At 72.6% G+C, this 15,819-nt stretch carries 15 protein-coding genes; 8 read left to right on the top strand and 7 right to left on the bottom strand.

The window, feature by feature from the left end; all coding sequences use genetic code 11:
- The first annotated feature begins 73 nt into the window (after positions 1 to 73).
- From wecB to dhaM, 8 genes are all read left to right on the top strand, one after another.
- A complete protein-coding gene (gene wecB / locus EJG53_RS35130; RefSeq protein WP_167515214.1) occupies positions 74 to 1,258 on the top strand; it encodes a non-hydrolyzing UDP-N-acetylglucosamine 2-epimerase in 1,185 nt (394 codons plus the stop codon).
- Positions 1,258 to 3,525 carry an NHL repeat-containing protein gene (locus tag EJG53_RS35125; RefSeq protein ID WP_244955470.1) on the top strand — a complete coding sequence of 756 codons (2,268 nt, stop codon included), beginning with the start codon at positions 1,258 to 1,260 and terminating at the stop codon, positions 3,523 to 3,525. Before wecB ends, EJG53_RS35125 begins: the two co-directional genes overlap by 1 nt.
- Before the next feature lie 22 nt (positions 3,526 to 3,547).
- Positions 3,548 to 5,854 carry an NHL repeat-containing protein gene (locus EJG53_RS35120; protein ID WP_125048279.1) on the top strand — a complete coding sequence of 769 codons (2,307 nt, stop codon included), beginning with the start codon at positions 3,548 to 3,550 and terminating at the stop codon, positions 5,852 to 5,854.
- A gap of 17 nt (positions 5,855 to 5,871) precedes the next feature.
- The gene (locus tag EJG53_RS35115) at positions 5,872 to 8,178 is read left to right on the top strand and encodes an NHL repeat-containing protein (RefSeq protein WP_125048278.1); all 2,307 of its coding nucleotides are present in this window, start codon (positions 5,872 to 5,874) and stop codon (positions 8,176 to 8,178) included.
- Positions 8,179 to 8,289: 111 nt separating this feature from the next.
- Positions 8,290 to 8,916 (top strand): hypothetical protein, encoded by a 627-nt coding sequence (locus EJG53_RS35110; RefSeq protein ID WP_244955469.1) that lies wholly within the window; start codon positions 8,290 to 8,292, stop codon positions 8,914 to 8,916.
- 117 nt (positions 8,917 to 9,033) lie between these two features.
- The gene (gene dhaK, locus EJG53_RS35105; protein ID WP_125049802.1) at positions 9,034 to 10,020 is read left to right on the top strand and encodes a dihydroxyacetone kinase subunit DhaK; all 987 of its coding nucleotides are present in this window, start codon (positions 9,034 to 9,036) and stop codon (positions 10,018 to 10,020) included.
- Positions 10,021 to 10,204: 184 nt separating this feature from the next.
- Positions 10,205 to 10,789, top strand: coding sequence for a dihydroxyacetone kinase subunit DhaL (gene dhaL, locus EJG53_RS35100; protein ID WP_125049801.1), 585 nt, complete (start codon positions 10,205 to 10,207; stop codon positions 10,787 to 10,789).
- Positions 10,786 to 11,202, top strand: a complete 417-nt coding sequence (dhaM, locus tag EJG53_RS35095; RefSeq protein WP_125048276.1) for a dihydroxyacetone kinase phosphoryl donor subunit DhaM — start codon at positions 10,786 to 10,788, stop codon at positions 11,200 to 11,202. The genes dhaL and dhaM overlap by 4 nt, the downstream gene beginning before the upstream one ends.
- A gap of 42 nt (positions 11,203 to 11,244) precedes the next feature.
- On the opposite strand, the gene EJG53_RS35090 is transcribed toward dhaM, so the two are convergent.
- From EJG53_RS35090 to EJG53_RS35060, 7 genes are all read right to left on the bottom strand, one after another.
- Entirely contained in the window at positions 11,245 to 13,116 is a 1,872-nt protein-coding gene (locus EJG53_RS35090) for a complex I subunit 5 family protein (RefSeq protein WP_125049800.1), read from the bottom strand.
- A 29-nt stretch (positions 13,117 to 13,145) separates the two neighbouring features.
- Positions 13,146 to 13,493: a sodium:proton antiporter gene (locus EJG53_RS35085; RefSeq protein WP_030017529.1), complete on the bottom strand. Its 348-nt coding sequence runs from the start codon at positions 13,491 to 13,493 to the stop codon at positions 13,146 to 13,148.
- Positions 13,490 to 14,287, bottom strand: coding sequence for a hydrogen gas-evolving membrane-bound hydrogenase subunit E (gene mbhE, locus EJG53_RS35080; RefSeq protein WP_174856501.1), 798 nt, complete (start codon positions 14,285 to 14,287; stop codon positions 13,490 to 13,492). The genes EJG53_RS35085 and mbhE overlap by 4 nt, the downstream gene beginning before the upstream one ends.
- Positions 14,284 to 14,595, bottom strand: coding sequence for a DUF4040 domain-containing protein (locus tag EJG53_RS35075; RefSeq protein ID WP_125048275.1), 312 nt, complete (start codon positions 14,593 to 14,595; stop codon positions 14,284 to 14,286). The genes mbhE and EJG53_RS35075 overlap by 4 nt, the downstream gene beginning before the upstream one ends.
- Positions 14,588 to 15,109 carry a monovalent cation/H+ antiporter complex subunit F gene (locus EJG53_RS35070; RefSeq protein WP_125048274.1) on the bottom strand — a complete coding sequence of 174 codons (522 nt, stop codon included), beginning with the start codon at positions 15,107 to 15,109 and terminating at the stop codon, positions 14,588 to 14,590. Before EJG53_RS35070 ends, EJG53_RS35075 begins: the two co-directional genes overlap by 8 nt.
- Positions 15,106 to 15,336, bottom strand: coding sequence for a hypothetical protein (locus tag EJG53_RS35065; protein ID WP_125048273.1), 231 nt, complete (start codon positions 15,334 to 15,336; stop codon positions 15,106 to 15,108). Before EJG53_RS35065 ends, EJG53_RS35070 begins: the two co-directional genes overlap by 4 nt.
- A 118-nt stretch (positions 15,337 to 15,454) precedes the next feature.
- Positions 15,455 to 15,814 (bottom strand): ArsR/SmtB family transcription factor, encoded by a 360-nt coding sequence (locus EJG53_RS35060; RefSeq protein WP_125048272.1) that lies wholly within the window; start codon positions 15,812 to 15,814, stop codon positions 15,455 to 15,457.
- Between the last annotated feature and the right edge of the window lie 5 nt (positions 15,815 to 15,819).

Here is a 15,819-nt window from a genome sequence, read left to right as displayed (position 1 = left end):
ATACCGACGCGATGAACGGTGTCTCCATGCGCCTGATCCTTTTTCCTGCCCCTGCCACGGAAACAACCCGGCATTGAGCGGCCGCCAGCGCATCGCCATTGTCGTGGGCACCCGCCCCGAAGCCGTCAAACTCGCCCCGGTCGTCCGGGAATTGCAGCGCACGCGGTGGGCCGAGCCGACCGTGCTCACCACCGGCCAGCACGGCACGGTCGTACGGAACACCCTTGCTTGCTTCGGGCTGCGCCCCGAGGCGGAACTCGCCCCGCCCGCGAATGCGCGCGGCCCGGCCCCGGTCGCCGAGCTGACCGCCGGCCTGCTCAGCAGCCTCGGGAGCCGGCTGCGCGCGACCGACGTGCACGCGGTGCTCGTCCAGGGAGACACCTCGTCCGCCCTGGCCGGGGCGATGGCCGCCTTCTTCGCCAGAATCCCTGTCGTGCACGTGGAAGCGGGGCTGCGCTCCGGCGACGCGCGCAGCCCGTTCCCGGAGGAGGCGCACCGCCGGATGATCGCCGAGCTGAGCGATCTCCACCTGGCGCCCACCCGGGCCGCCCGCCGGAACCTGCGCGCCCAGGGGGTGGCGGCCGACCGGATTGTGGTGACGGGGAACACCGTCATCGACGCCGTCGTCGCCGCGAGCCGGAATCCGTGCCACCGCACCGTACCCGAACTCCGGGAAATCGAACAGGATTCCGCTCCGCTGGTCGTCGTGACCGCGCACCGGCGGGAGAACTGGGGCGAGCCGATCCGGCGGGTGGGCCGGGCGGTGGCAGCACTGAGCCGGCAATATCCCGACGTGACGTTCGTCGTCGCCGCGCACATGAATCCCTCGGTCCGTACCGCGATCGAGGAATCCCTGCGGGACCGGCCCAATGTCCGGCTGCCGGGCCCCATTCCGTACGACGCCTTCGCCCGTCTCCTGTCCCGTTCCGTTCTGGCCATCACCGACTCCGGCGGAATTCAGGAGGAGGCAGCGGCCTTTGGGCTGCCGGTTCTGGTGACGCGGGACAACACCGAGCGAACCGAAGGGGTCGATTCCGGGCTGGCCCGGCTCGTCGGTACGGACGAGACGGAGATCGTGGCGGCGGCGGAAAAGGAATTCGCCCGCGAGGGGGTGCTGGACGTCAGGAAGCCGGATCTGTCTTTCCCCCGGCCCAATCCGTACGGCGACGGACGGGCCGCCCGGCGTTGCGCCGCCGCCTGCGGCTGGCTGCTGGGCCTGGCCCCCAGGCCGTCCGACCTCACTGATCAGGAGACGTGATGACCCCTTCCGCCCACGTGCCCGTCGGCACGATCGTCACGGTCGCCGGCACCGGTGCGGCCGGCTTCGCGGGGGACGGCGGCCCCGCTGTCCGGGCCGAACTCAACGGCCCGCGGATCGCCCTGGACCGGGCCGGGAACCTCTATGTCTCAGAGGTCGACAACCACCGCGTCCGCAAGGTCGGCACCGACGGCGTCATCATCACGCTCGCCGGAACCGGCACGTCCGGATTCAGCGGGGACGGCGGGCCCGCCACCGCCGCCCAGCTCGCCCAGCCCCTGGGCATCGAGGTGGACGACGCCGGCAACGTGTACGTGGCGGAGTGGAGCAACTGCCGGGTGCGCAAGGTGACGCCGCAGGGAGTCATCACCACCGTGGCGGGCGGCGGGTCGGGCGGGGACGGCGGGCGCGCCGTGGACGCCTCGCTCAGCTATCCCTTCGCCGTGGCCGTGGACACGGCCGGGAATGTGTACGTCACCGAGCGGTTCGGCCAGCGGGTCCGGAAGATCACGGCGGACGGCATCATCCACACGGTCGCGGGCTCCGGGACGGCCGGGTTCAGCGGGGACGGCGGGCCGGCCACCGCCGCCCGGCTCAACAGCCCCAAGGGACTGGGCGTGGACAGCGCCGGCAACCTCTACATCGGCGACCAGGACAACCAGCGGCTGCGCAAGGTCGACACACAAGGCGTCATCACCACCATCGCGGGCAACGGGTCACCCGGCTACGTCCGGGACGGCGGCCCGGCCACCGATACGCGGGTGAACGGCGCCGAGGGCTCGGTGGTGGACGGCGACGGCAACCTCTACTTCGCCGACGGCGGCAACCACCGCATCCGCAAGATCCGTACCGACGGCACCATCGTCACCCTCGCGGGCACCGGCACGGGCGGCTACGAGGGGGACGGGGTGCCCGCCGACACCACCACGCTCTACTTCCCCACCACGCTGGCCCTGGACGACGCCGGTGACCTGTACGTGGCCGACGGCGGCAACCAGCGCATCCGCAAGATCGTCGGAGCAACCCGGTACGACCCCGCCGCGCCCGCGGTCGCCGACCTCTTCGGCGAGGTCGTCAGCCCGCACACCGTGCAGCGCGGCCAGCAGTTCGACCTCGGCGCCCGGATCAAGAACCGGGGCCCGTCCACCGTCGACGGGCAGCAGGTCACGGTCGTCCTCACCCTGGCCGACGGGCTGGTGGGCGGCCCCGGCACCACCGGACCGCGCCTGACCCGCACCTTCCCCGGCGCCCGGCTGATCCCGCAGTACGCCTCGCTGGACGGGGTGTTCCGGGTCACCGCGCCCGAGACCACGCCTCCCGGCTCGTACACCTCCACCCTGGAGATCCAGTACGCCGGGGAACTCAACCTCAAGGACAACACCTTCACCCTGCCCGTCGTGGTCGTCGCGCCGGCTCCCGTGACGGACGAGACCGCGCTGGAGATCCGCCAGGAGAGCGTCCCTCGGGCGGCGGCGGGCCAGGCGGCCAAGTTCAACGTCGTCCTCGACTCGCCCATCGGCGAGCCGGTCAACCCCGGGGTCATCGTCCAGCGGTTCTCCGCGCCCACCGGCTTCGTCTTCACCGGCCAGCCGTCGTACGGCTACTACAACACCATCCACGGTGTGATCGCCGGAAACCTGCCGTACGAGATCGAGGACGCCGGCCGAACCCTGCTCATCACGGCCAACCCGCACGTCAACACCACGTCCAGCGACACCGGACCGCTCGTCTACACGCTCGGGGTACGGGCCCTCGCCGACGCCCGGCCCGGTGTCCACCACGACGGCAGCGCCGGCGTCGGCAAGCACGCGCCCGTCCAGCTCTCGGCCGAGGTCACCGGCGACTCCCAGGACGAGCTGGCGCTGCGCCTGGTCCAGGAGAGCGTGCCCGAGGCGAAACCGGGCGACCCCGTCTCGTTCAACGTCGAGATCCGCTCGCTGGACGACCAGCCGGTCAACCCCGGCACCATCGAACAGCGCTTCACCGCCCCCACCGGCTTCGCGTTCACCGGCGGCACCTCGTACGGCTACTACTACGTCCGGCCCGCCGTCACGGGGAATCTCCAGACGCAGCTCGAAGACGGCGGCCGGACGCTGGTCATCACGTCCAACCCGCACGTCAACACCGGCGCCACCGACCGGACCGCGTTGCTCTACACGATCGGCATCCGCGCCCTGCCCGACGCGACACCCGGCGCACGGCCCGCCGACGGCAGCGCCGTCATCGGGCGCCTGGCACCCGTACCGCTGTCCGCCCACGTCCTCTGACCCACCGACAGGAGCAGCGATCATGACCACCGCATCCAGCACCGGTACCGGCCCGCAGCCCGCGGGCCTGCTCGACGGCTCGATAGCCACCGTCGCGGGCAACGGCGTGGCCGGATTCATCTCCGACGGAGGGCACGGCGCGCTGACCCGGCTCCACTACCCCCACGGGGTGATCGTCGACAAGAACGGCAACCTCTTCATCGCCGACCGGTACAACCACCGCATCCGCAAGGTCACCCCGAACGGGACCATCACCACGGTCGCCGGGGACGGCACCGCCGGATACATCTCCGACGGCGGCCCCGCCCTCGCCACCCGGCTCCACTATCCCTCGGACGTGGCGGTGGACGACGCGGGCAACCTCTTCATCGCGGACACCAACAACCACCGGGTCCGCAAGGTCACCCCGAACGGCATCATCACCACCGTCGCGGGCAACGGCGAGGCCGGATACATCTCCGACGGCGGACCGGCCCTGGGCACCCGGCTCTACTATCCCCACGCGCTGACCGTCGACCGCTCGGGCAACCTCTTCATCGCTGACTACGGCAACCACCGGGTCCGCAAGGTCACTCCCAACGGCATCATCACCACCGTCGCGGGCAACGGCGAGGCCGGATACATCTCCGACGGCGGACCGGCGATCTCGACCCGGCTCCACTACCCCATGGGGCTGGTGGTGGACGGCGAGGGAAGCCTGTACATCGCCGACCGGCACAACCACCGCATCCGCAAGGTCACCCCGAACGGCATCATCACGACCGTCGCGGGCAACGGCACCGCCGGGTACGTCTCCGACGGCGGACCCGCCCTCGGCACCCGCCTCCACTACCCGTGGGGCCTGGCGCTGGACGAGGCCGGCAGCCTGTACATCGGCGACGGGCACAACCACCGCGTCCGCAAGGTCACCTCGGACGGCATCATCACCACCGTCGCGGGCAACGGCACCGCCGGGTACGTGGACGACGGCGGACCCGCCGCCGGCACCCGGCTGTTCCACCCCTACGGCATCGCCCTGGACCGGAGCGGCAACCTGTACATCGCGGACAGCCACAACCACCGCGTGCGCGGCGTGACGGCCGTGGCACAGATGACGCCGCCGCCCCCGCCGGCCGCCGACCTGTACGGCGAGGTCGTCAGCCCCTACCGCGTGCAGCGCGACCAGGAGTTCGACCTCGGCGCGCGGATCCGTAACCGCGGCCCCAACCCGGCCGACGGACAGTACGTCACGGTCGTACTGAACCTGGCCGACGGACTCGTCGGCGGCCCCGGCACCAGCGGCCGACGGCTCACCCGCACCTTCTCCGGGCAGCAGTTGCCGCCCCAACAGGGTACGTTCGACGGCGTGTTCCGGGTCAGCGCACCGGCCACCACCCCGCCCGGCACGTACCTCTCCACGCTGGAGATCCAGTACGGCGGCGACCTCAACCTCAAGGACAACGCGTACACCCTGCCGGTCACGGTCGTGGTACCCGACCCCGTGGCGGACGAGACCGCACTGACGATCTTCCAGGACACCGTGCCGCAGGTCGCGCCGGGCCAGCGCAGCGCCTTCAACCTGCGGTACACCGCGCCCGCCGGTCAGCCGGTCAACCCCGGCACGATCGTCCAGCGCTTCACCGCACCGACCGGGTTCGTCTTCACCGGCCAGCCCACGTACGCGTACTACGAGACCATTCACGGCGTCATCTCGGGGAACCTGAGCCACCGCATCCTGGACGAGGGGCGGACGCTGCTCATCACCGCCAACCCGCACGTCAACACCACCACCAGCGACACCGGTTCGGTGATCTACACCATCCCGGTGCAAGCCCGCGCCGACGCCCAGCCCGGACGGTACGACAACGGCTCGGCGAGCGTCGGCCGGCACACCCCGGTCCAGCTCTCCGGCGTCATCGCGGGGACCGCTCAGGACGAGACGGCGCTGCGGGTGGTGCAGGAGTCGGTGCCCGCGGCCGCGCCGGGCCGGCACACCACGTTCAACCTGGAACTGCGGTCGCTGGGCAACCAGCCGGTCAACCCCGGCACCGTCGAGCAGCGCTTCAGCGCCCCCAGCGGCTTCGCGTTCACCGGCAGTGCCTCGTACGGCTACTACTTCGTGACGCCGTACGTGACCGGCAACTTGGACGGCCAGTTGGAGGACGGCGGCAAGACCCTCGTCATCTCCTCCAACCCGCACCTGAACACCGGGACGACCGACAAGACGGCGCTGATCTACACCATCGGCATCCGCGCCCTACCCAACGCGACACCCGGCACCCAGTCCGACGACGGCCAGGCCGTCATCGGCCGCCTCGCGCCCGTACCGCTGTCCGGCCGCGTGCTCTGACCAGGGAAGGAGTTCCCATGACAACCACGAGCAGTCCGGGACGCGGGCCGCAGCCCGCGGGCATCGCGCAAGGCTGCATCGCCACGGTGGCGGGCAACGGCACCGCCGGGTACCTCTCCGACGGCGGGCCCGCGACACTGACCCAGCTCAACTGGCCGCACGGCGTGGCCCTGGACAAGAACGGCAACCTCTACATCGCCGAGCGGGGCAACCACCGGGTCCGCAGGGTGACTCCGCAAGGCATCATCACCACCGTCGCAGGCAACGGCCAGGCCGGATACGTCTCCGACGGCGGACCCGCCACCGCCACCAAGCTCTACAGCCCCGCAGCCGTGGCGGTCGACGGCGCGGGCAACCTGTACATCGCGGATCTCGACAACCACCGCATCCGCAAGGTGGACACGGCCGGCGTCATCACCACCGTCGCGGGCAACGGCACCGCCGGATATATCTCCGACGGCGGGCCCGCCACCGCCACCCCGATCAACACCCCGACCGGAGTGGCGGTCGACCTCCAGGGGAACCTGTACTTCGCCGAGTGGAACAACCACCGGGTCCGCAAGGTGGACACCCGCGGCATCATCACCACCGTCGCCGGGAGCGGCCAGGCCGGATACGTCTCGGACGGCGGGCCCGCCACCGCGACCAAGCTCTACCATCCCGCGGGGCTGAGGGCGGACGCCAACGGAAACCTCTACATTGCGGACAACAGTAACCACCGGGTCCGCAAGGTGGACACCCGCGGCATCATCACCACCGTCGCGGGCAACGGCACCGCGGGTTACGTCTCCGACGGCGGGCCCGCCACCGCCACATCGATCAGCGGCCCCTTGGACGTATGCCTGGACGACGCGGGCCACCTCTATATCGCGGAAAGCGACAACCACCGCATCCGCACGGTCGCTTCGGACGGCACCATCGCCACCGTGGCGGGCAACGGCACCGCCGGATACGTCGACGACGGCGGACCGGCCGCCTCCACCCGTTTGTACTACCCCCGGTCGGTCGCGCTGGACCGTGCCGGGAACCTCTACATCGCCGACGGCAGCAACCACCGGGTCCGCGGCGTCACCTCCGTCGCCACCATGACCCCGCCGCCCCCACCCACCGCCGACCTGTACGGCGAGGTCGTCAGCTCCCCCTCCGTCCAGACCGGCCAGGAGTTCGACCTCGGCGCCCGGATCAAGAACCGCGGCCCCAACCCGGCCGACGGCCAGTACGTCACCGTCGTCCTCAACCTCGCGGACGGGCTGCGCGGCCCCGTGGGCACCACCGGGCAGCGCCTGACCCGCACCTTCCCCGGGCAGGTGCTCCAGCCCCAGCAGGGCTCGCTCGACGGCGTGTTCCGCATCACCGTCCCCGGCGACACGCCCCCCGGCCAGTACACCTCCACCCTGGAGATCCAGTACGGCGGTGACCTCAACCTCAAGGACAACACCTACACGCTGCCGGTGATCGTCGTCGTGCCGCAGCCGCCCACCGACGAGCGGGCGCTGACCATCACCCAGGACACCGTCCCCCAGGCGGCTCCTGGTCAACGCACCGCATTCAATGTGAAGTTCGACGCGGCCGGCAGCCGGCCCGTCAACCCCGGCGACATCGTCCAGCGCTACACCGCGCCGAGCGGCTTCACCTTCCCCGGCCAGCCCACCTACGCCTACTACAACACCGCCCAGGGCGTGGTCTCGGGCAACCTCGACTACCGCATCGAGGACGGCGGCCGGACGCTGATCGTCACCGCGAACCCGCACGTCAACACCACCAGCAGCGACACCGGGCCGCTGTACTACACCATCCCGATCCAGGCCCGGCCGGACGCCGCGGCCGGCACCTTCCAGAACGGCTCGGCCAGCATCGGCAGGCACACGCCCGTCCAGCTCACCGGCACCGTCACCGGCTCCGCGCAGAACGAGACCGCGCTGCGTGCCCACCAGGAGAGCGTGCCGCAGGCCGCCCCCGGCCAGTCCACCACCTTCAACCTGGAGATCCGCTCGCTCAACGACCAGCCGGTCAACCCCGGCACCATCGAGCAGCGTTTCACCGCCCCCACGGGCTTCGCATTCACCGGCGGCGCCTCGTACGGCTACTACTACGTCCAGCCCGCCGTCACCGGGAACCTCGACACCCGCCTGGAGGACGGCGGCCGGACGCTGGTCATCTCCTCCAACCCGCACGTCAACACCGGAAGCACGGACAAGACCGCGCTGATCTACACCATCGGCATCCGCGCGCTGGCCGATGCCGAGCCGGGCACCGAGTCCGACGACGGCTCGGCCGCCATCGGCCGCCTGACGCCCGTGCCGCTGAGCGCCCGCGTCGGCTGACCACGCCCGCACCGCAGGCCAGGGCCCCGACCGCAGCGCGGTCGGGGCCTTCGGGCTGAACCGTCGCCTCGTGTAGAACGGACCGGTCGAGGTACCGAGGAGAGGGTGAGCGTGAACGCGTCGGTGGACCGTGACAATGACCGTGAGCTGAGCGATGAACAGCTCGCAGCACGCCAGGCGGAGCTGCAGGCCGAGGCCGACGCGGTGAGTGCCGACCTGGGGCTGGCGCGGCTGCTGTCGGAGCAGGGCGAGGCCGTCCGGGTGGGGAGCGCGGCACTGGGGCTGATGGTGGTGCCGGATCTCGACATCACGGTGATCTGCCCGGAGCTGACGGACCGCACCAAGCGGGCGGTGGCCGAGGCCGGGGCCCGGTTGGCCGTGCACGACCGGGTGCGGCAGGTGTGCTTCCGCGACGACACCGGGCACTGGAACACCGACCCCGGCTATCCGGACGGGCTGTACCTCAAGGTCGACTACCGCTCCGCCGCCGGGCGGGAGTGGACCCTGGACATCTGGTTCGTGGACGAGCCCGACCGCCAGCCCGACCTGGCACATGTCCGTACGCTGCCACCGAGGCTGACCGACGCCCACCGGGCGCGCATCCTGCGGATCAAACAGGCACTGGCCCTGCGGCCCGACGGCGGCGGGCGGGTGCCCAGTTACGAGGTCTACCGCGCCGTGCTGGACGGCGGGGCCTCGACGGTCGAGGAGTTCGACCGGTGGTACGCCCGCACGTAGGCTGCGGGCGGAGACCGCCGGGGACCGTCCGCGTCAACCGGCCTTCCCGCCACCTCTGACCTGCACCGTCTCAGATCACCGTCGATTCCTTCGAGCAGCCGAGGAGCCCCCGTGAAGATGCTCATGAACGTCCCCGAAACCGTCGTCGCCGACGCGCTGCGCGGGATGGCCGCGGCCCATCCCGAGTTGGTGGTGGACGTCGACAACCGGGTGGTGGTGCGGCGGGACGCGCCGGTGGCCGGGAAGGTGGCGCTGGTGTCGGGCGGGGGCAGTGGGCACGAGCCGCTGCACGGGGGGTATGTCGGGCCGGGGATGCTGGACGCCGCCTGTCCCGGTGAGGTGTTCACCTCGCCCGTGCCCGATCAGATGGTGCGGGCCGCCGCTGCGGTGGACAGTGGCGAGGGCGTGCTGTTCGTCGTGAAGAACTACACCGGTGACGTGCTGAACTTCCAGATGGCCGCCGAGCTGGCGGAGGACGAGGGAGTACGGGTCGCCAGCGTGGTCGTCAACGACGACGTGGCGGTGACGGACTCGCTGCACACGGCCGGGCGCCGGGGCACCGGGGCCACCCTGTTCGTGGAGAAGATCGCGGGGGCGGCGGCCGAGGAGGGCGCGCCGCTGGACCGGGTGGCGGATCTGGCGAACCGGGTCGTCGAGTCGTCGCGCAGCTTCGGCGTCGCGCTCAGCGCGTGTGCGACGCCCGCCAAGGGCGGCCCGATGTTCGACCTGCCCGCCGGTGAGCTGGAGCTGGGCGTGGGGATTCACGGGGAGCCGGGGCGGGAGCGGCGGCCGATGATGACCGCGCGCGAGATCGCGGACTACGCGGTGGACGCGGTGCTGGCCGACCTGAACCCCCGGCAGCCGGTGCTGGCGCTGGTCAACGGGATGGGCGGGACACCGCTGCTGGAGCTGTACGGGTTCGGCGCCGAGGTGCACCGGGTGCTGGGCGAGCGGGGTGTGCCGGTCGCCCGTACGCTGCTCGGCAACTACGTCACCTCGCTGGACATGGCCGGCTGCTCGGTGACGCTGTGCCAGGCCGACGCGGAGATGCTGCGGCTGTGGGACGCGCCGGTGCAGACCGCGGCGCTGCGGTGGGGGCGCTGAGGGCGCGCGGGCGATGCCGATGCGGGGAGACGCTGGTACGGCGGAGAGACTGGTGGGCGTACACACTGGTGGAGACGTTCACCCGCGCAGGTGAGCCTGTGCCGGGACGTCGCACGCGCACGTACGACCAGAGGAGCAGTTCGTGTCCGAAACGGCACTGGATGCCGGGTTCTTCCTGCGCTGGATGACGGCGGCCGCCGCCTCCGTCGACCGGGAAGCGGCCCGCCTCACCGACCTGGATTCCGCCATCGGCGACGCCGACCACGGCAGCAACCTCCAGCGCGGCTTCGCGGCCGTCGTCAAGACCCTCGAAACCGAGCCGCCGCAGACGCCCGGCGCCGTGCTGACGACGGCCGGACGGCAGTTGATCTCCACCGTGGGCGGTGCGTCGGGACCGCTGTACGGGACGCTGCTGCGGCGTACGGGCAAGGCGCTCGGCGAGGCCGGCAGCGTCACCGCCGACGAGCTGCGGACGGCGCTGCGCGCCGGGGTGGACGCCGTCGCCCAGTTGGGCGGGGCCGCGCCCGGTGACGCGACGATGCTCGACGCGCTGAACCCCGCCGTGGAGGCGCTGGCCACGTCCTTCGCGGCGGCCGCCGAGGCGGCCGTACAAGGGGCCGAGGCCACCGTGCCGCTCCAGGCCCGCAAGGGCCGGGCGAGCTATCTCGGGGAGCGCAGCATCGGCCACCAGGACCCGGGGGCGACCTCGTCGGCCCTGCTGTTCACGGCGCTCGCGCAGACCGCGGACGACGGGGAGGGAGCGAAGTGAGCGGCCCGGACACTTCTTACGTGGGCATCGTGCTGGTGTCGCACAGCGGGCCGGTGGCCGAGTCGGTGGCGCGGCTGGCGACCGGGCTGGCGGGCGGTGACGTCAAGGCGCCCGTCGCGGCGGCGGGCGGCACCCCGGACGGCGGCCTCGGGACCAGCGCGGAGCTGATCGCCGAGGCGGCCCGGGAGGTGGACCGGGGCGCGGGCGTCGCGGTCCTGGTGGACCTCGGGAGCGCCGTCCTGACCGTCAAGGCGCTGCTGGCCGAGGGGGACGAGCTGCCCGAAGGCACCCGGCTGGTGGACGCGCCGTTCGTCGAGGGCGCGGTGGCCGCCGTGGTGACCGCGTCGACGGGGGCGGACGTGGACGCGGTCGCGGCGGCTGCCGGGGAGGCGTACGCGTACCGGAAGGATTGAGGGGCGAGTGCTGCTGAGGCTCCGGCAGTCGCTGCCGGAGCCTCAGTGGAGTGACGGCAGCAGGAGGGCCGCCACGAGGGTGATGCCTGCCAGGACGAAGGCGACGTAGTCACCGATGTGGCCGGAGTGCAGGCGGCGCACGGGGGCGGCCCAGCGGGCGGGGTGGGCCGGGCCCGTGCGGCGTACGGCCCACCTGGCGAGGAGGCAGGCCAGGGCGGCGGACAGCAGGCCGAGGCCCACGCCCGCCACGGACCAGTGCGGTCCGGGTGACGGTACGGACGCGGCCGGGGGCGTGTGCAGGACGGCGGCCGCGTAGCCCGCCCGGTCGAGGAAGGCGTCCGTGGCCCGGCCGACCGCCGCGTGCAGCCCCGGCACGACACCGACGGCCAGGGCGGCCGCCAGCAGCACGACCGGGACCGCCAGCATGGTGTCCGGAATGCGGCTCAGCGGGCCGGCGGTCTCGGGCTCCTCGTCCGTGCCGCTGGTCTCGTCCGCGCGGGCCTCCGCCTGACCGGCGGCTTCGGGCCGTACTCCCATTCCCAGGAAGATCCGGGCGACGGCGCGCAGCACCGCTCCCCCGGTGACCGCCGACACCACCACGAACAGGGCCGCCTGCCAGCCGCCCGCCGCTTCCTCGGTAACGGCCTTGCCCAGTCCCGTACCGAAGGGCGGCAGCCCGGCCAGGGCCAGTCCGCCGGCCGCGCAGACCACGCCGACCAGGGGCAGTTCCCGGCCGCGGCCGTGGAGTTCGAGTTCGTCGACGCTGCGGTAGCGGTCGAGGAGGATGCCCATGGCGGCGAACAGCGCGGCCTTCACGCCCGCGTGCGCGAGGACGTAGAGCGCCGTACCGCCCGTGCCCTCCGGGGTCATGACGGCGAGCCCGACCAGGAACAGGCCGGTGTGCGCGACGGTGGAGAACGCCAGCATCCGCTTGAGGTGGCGCTGCTGCCAGCACATGAACGCGCCGACGACGGCGGTGAGCGTGCCGAGGGTGAGCAGCATCCGGTGCGCGTCGGCCGTGGGGATGCCGCCGGGGCCCGCGAAGACCGTCCAGTAGACGCGTGCCGTGCCGTAGACGCCCAGTTCGACCATGACCCCGGACAGCAGCATGCACACCGGGGTGGGGGCCACCGCGTGGGCGTCCGGGAGCCAGAAGTGGAAGGGGACCGCCGCGGCCTTGACGAGCAGGCCGGTCAGGACGAGGACGAAGGCAGTGAGGACGAGGAGGTCGGGGCCGCCGGAGGCGCCGCCGTCGGACCCACCCGGGCGGTCGGCCAGCCGGGCGCCGATCTGGGCGAAGCCGAGTTCGCCGGTCCGTCCGTACAGCAGGCCGACGCCGAGCAGCGTCGCGTAGCCGCCGAGGGAGTTGACGACGCCGAAGGTGAGGGCGCCCTGGACGGCACGTTTCTCCTCGACGCGGTAGCCGGTGAGGGCGTACGCGACGACGCCCATCAGCTCGAAGAAGACGAACGCGTTGAAGAGGTCGCCGGTGAGCGCGAAGCCGCACATGCCCGCCTGGAAGATCAGGACGAGGGCGGGGAAGGTGCCTGCCTGCCGGTTCGGCGGCTCGTCGAAGTAGCGCCAGGAGTAGGCGAGGACGGCGACGACGAGCAGCGAGGTGACGGCGGCCAGGCCGACGCCGGTCCGGTCGCCGACCAGGACGATGCCGACGCCCGCGCCGCCGTGCGGGTGCCAGCCGCCCAGCCATGCGACGGCGCGTGCGCCCGGCGCGTCCGGGGCGGTGCCGCGCAGCAGGACGGAGAGGGCGAGGACGGCGGTGGCCGCGGCGAAGACGGTGCCCGCGGTCTCGGCGGCCCGGCGCGGCATCCGGCGGCCGGCGGCCACCAGGAAGGCGGCGCCGAGCAGCGGGGTGGCCACGATCAGCGGAAGGGTGGCGGCGGGCGTGAGGGTCATGGCGGCGGGGACGAGCGGGCCGGCCGGGGTCACCCGCGCAGCTCCGAGAGTTCGTCCGGGTTCACGGTGCCGTGGCGTTTGCCCACCTGGACGACGAGGGCCAGCAGCAGCGCGGTGACCGTCGCGCCCACCACCACGTCGGTGAGGGTCAGGGCCTGGACGACGGGATCGACGACCGGACGGGCGCCGGGCCGCAGGTCGGAGAAGACCGGCGCGGTACCGCCGTCCCGGTAGCCGACGGCGAGCAGCAGGACGTACGTGGACGCCTGGCAGACGGCGAGGCAGCCGACGGCGTGGATGAGGTTGCGGCTGGTGGCCAGCCCGTAACAGCCGATCAGGAAGATCCAGCCGGCGACGAGATACGGCAGCACGCTCATGTCGGCTTCTCCTCGGACGGGGACGGAGGGGCGGGGTGACGGGTCTCTCCGGGGCCGGTGCGCTCCGCCGCGTCCTCGATCTCCACCGCCTGGTCGAGGAAGGAGGCCAGCAGCACCACGACCCCGCCGGCGACCTCCACCCCGACGGCCGCGTTGAGCAGTGGGACCATGCCGCCGGAGGCGAGCGTGCCGAAGGTGCCGTACGGGAGGAAGTTGGTCAGGTAGGCGGTTCCGGCGACCAGGCCGGCGGCGCCCAGCAGCAGATAGGCGGCCTCCCCGGCCGCGTCCGCCGTCGCGTACAGGCCGACCGGTCTGATCCGCTCCAGCGCGCGGTAGTCCACGGCGATGTAGAGCAGGTGCAGGGCGGTGGCGACGACCACCCCGCCCTGGAAGCCGCCGCCGGGGCTGAGCTGGCCGTGGGCGACGACGTACAGGCCGATGAGCAGGGTGACGGGGAGCGCGACGAGCGCGTACCGGCGTACGGGCGGGGCGACGCGTGCCGGTTCGGGGCGTACCCGGTGCTCGTCGCGGGTCTGGCGGAGCAGGACGACGGTGCCGAGCGCCGCACAGAAGAGGATCGATTCCTCGCCGAGGGTGTCGAACGCCCGCTGGTCGAAGTTGACCGCCGAGACGACGTTGGCGGTGTGCCGGGCGAGGGCGGCCTCGACGGCCCGCGCGCCGTACGGGTGCCGGTCGCCGCCGAACTCCGGCAGGTCCAGGCTCGCGGCGAACAGCAGGGCCGCCACGCCCAGGCCGCCGAGGACCAGCACCCACATCCGGACCCGCCTGCTCACCGCCGTTCCCCCTCCCCCGCGCTTCCGGTCTGCCCCGCGCTTCCGGTGTCCCGCTCACGGCCGTCCGCCCGGCCCTTGCGCCGCACCTTCCGCACCGAGAGCAGCACCATCAGCGGGGTGAGGACGGAGCCGACCGCGAGTTGGGAGAGCGCGACGTCCGGCGCCTGGAGGACGGCGAAGAGGAGCGCGAGGGCGAGGCCGAGCAAGGCCAGTACGGTGGACTGCCGCACCGGGTCGCGGGCCAGTACGGCGGCGGTCGCGGCCGCCGCCACCAGCGACAGGGCCAGCACGATCAGGACGTCATTCATCGGCCGCACCGGCCTTGTGCCCGGGATGCCGGCCGGGTTGCTGCCCGGCTTTCTCCCCGGCCCACCGCCCCGACAGCGCGCGCGAGGACACGACATTCCCGCCGACCAGCAGCACCCCGATGACCAACAGCTTCACCATCGCCCGGCCGGGCCCGGCCGCGACACACAGCGGCAGCACCACCAGGGGTACGGAGAGGGCCGCGAGCGGCGTCATGGCGCGGTCGAGGGCGCGGGCGACCCGGTCGCGCACCGGCTGCCCGGCCAGTTCGTCGGCGAGCAGCCGGGCGTAGACGAGCGTTCCGGCGGGACCGAGGACGGCGAGGACGAGGCCGAGGTCGACGTACGACGGACGTGCGTAGCCCTGGGCGAGCAGCAGCACGGCGAGGCAGGCGACGAGCGTCGCGAGGTTCTGCGCCATGACCCGCCGCCGTACGGGCCCGCTCGCCGCGCCCCACACGGTGGGGGCGAAGCCGACGAGGAGCAGCAGCGCGGCGGCGAGCAGCCAGCCGTTCACCGCTGTCGGCCTTCCGCCGGGCCGGTGTGCGCGGAGCCTTGGGTGGCGGCCCTGCGAGCCGCGCGGGCGGCGCACGCGCCGAGCAGGGCGGCCGCCGCGCCGACCAGGCACTCCAGCAGATCGAGGCTGCTGACCAGCACCAGCCACAGCGCGGCCAGGACGGCCCACCAGACGGCCAGTTCGACGGCCGCAGCCGTCACCCCGGACGGTTTCGCCGCACCGGACATGCGCTCACCTCCGGCCTCGCCGGTACCCGGCCGTCAGGCTCTCATGCGGCGCGCCCCCTACGGACAAACCGCGCCGAACGGACCATCCGGACGAGATGCCGACAACACGGAGCACCCGTCAGGAGCCCAGCGCCCCGGCGGCCTTCTCGCGCTCCCCCATGACCACCTCGGGATCGTCCCCGGCAGCCGCCAGCACCACGTCCAGCAACCCGGGGAAGCGCGCCTCCAAGTCCTCGCGCCGCAGGTGCATCACCAGGCGACGGCCTTCCCGCCGCTGGTGGAGCACGCCGCTCTCGCGCAGCACACGCCAGTGGTGACTGGCGGTGGATTTGGACACTTCGGGCAGCAGCTCGCCGCAGGAGCGCTCGGCACCGTGGGCGAGCCGGTGCACGATGCGCAGCCGGATCGGGTGCGCGAACGCCTCCAGGACGTCCGCGATGCGTAGTTCGGCACGGTCGGGGTGACTCAGTACGGCCATGCCCC

Source organism: Streptomyces chrestomyceticus JCM 4735, from assembly GCF_003865135.1.
Taxonomy (GTDB): Bacteria; Actinomycetota; Actinomycetes; order Streptomycetales; family Streptomycetaceae; genus Streptomyces; species Streptomyces chrestomyceticus.
The sequence above is the reverse complement of the archived record's forward strand: the minus strand, read 5'-3'. Positions and strand labels throughout refer to the sequence as shown.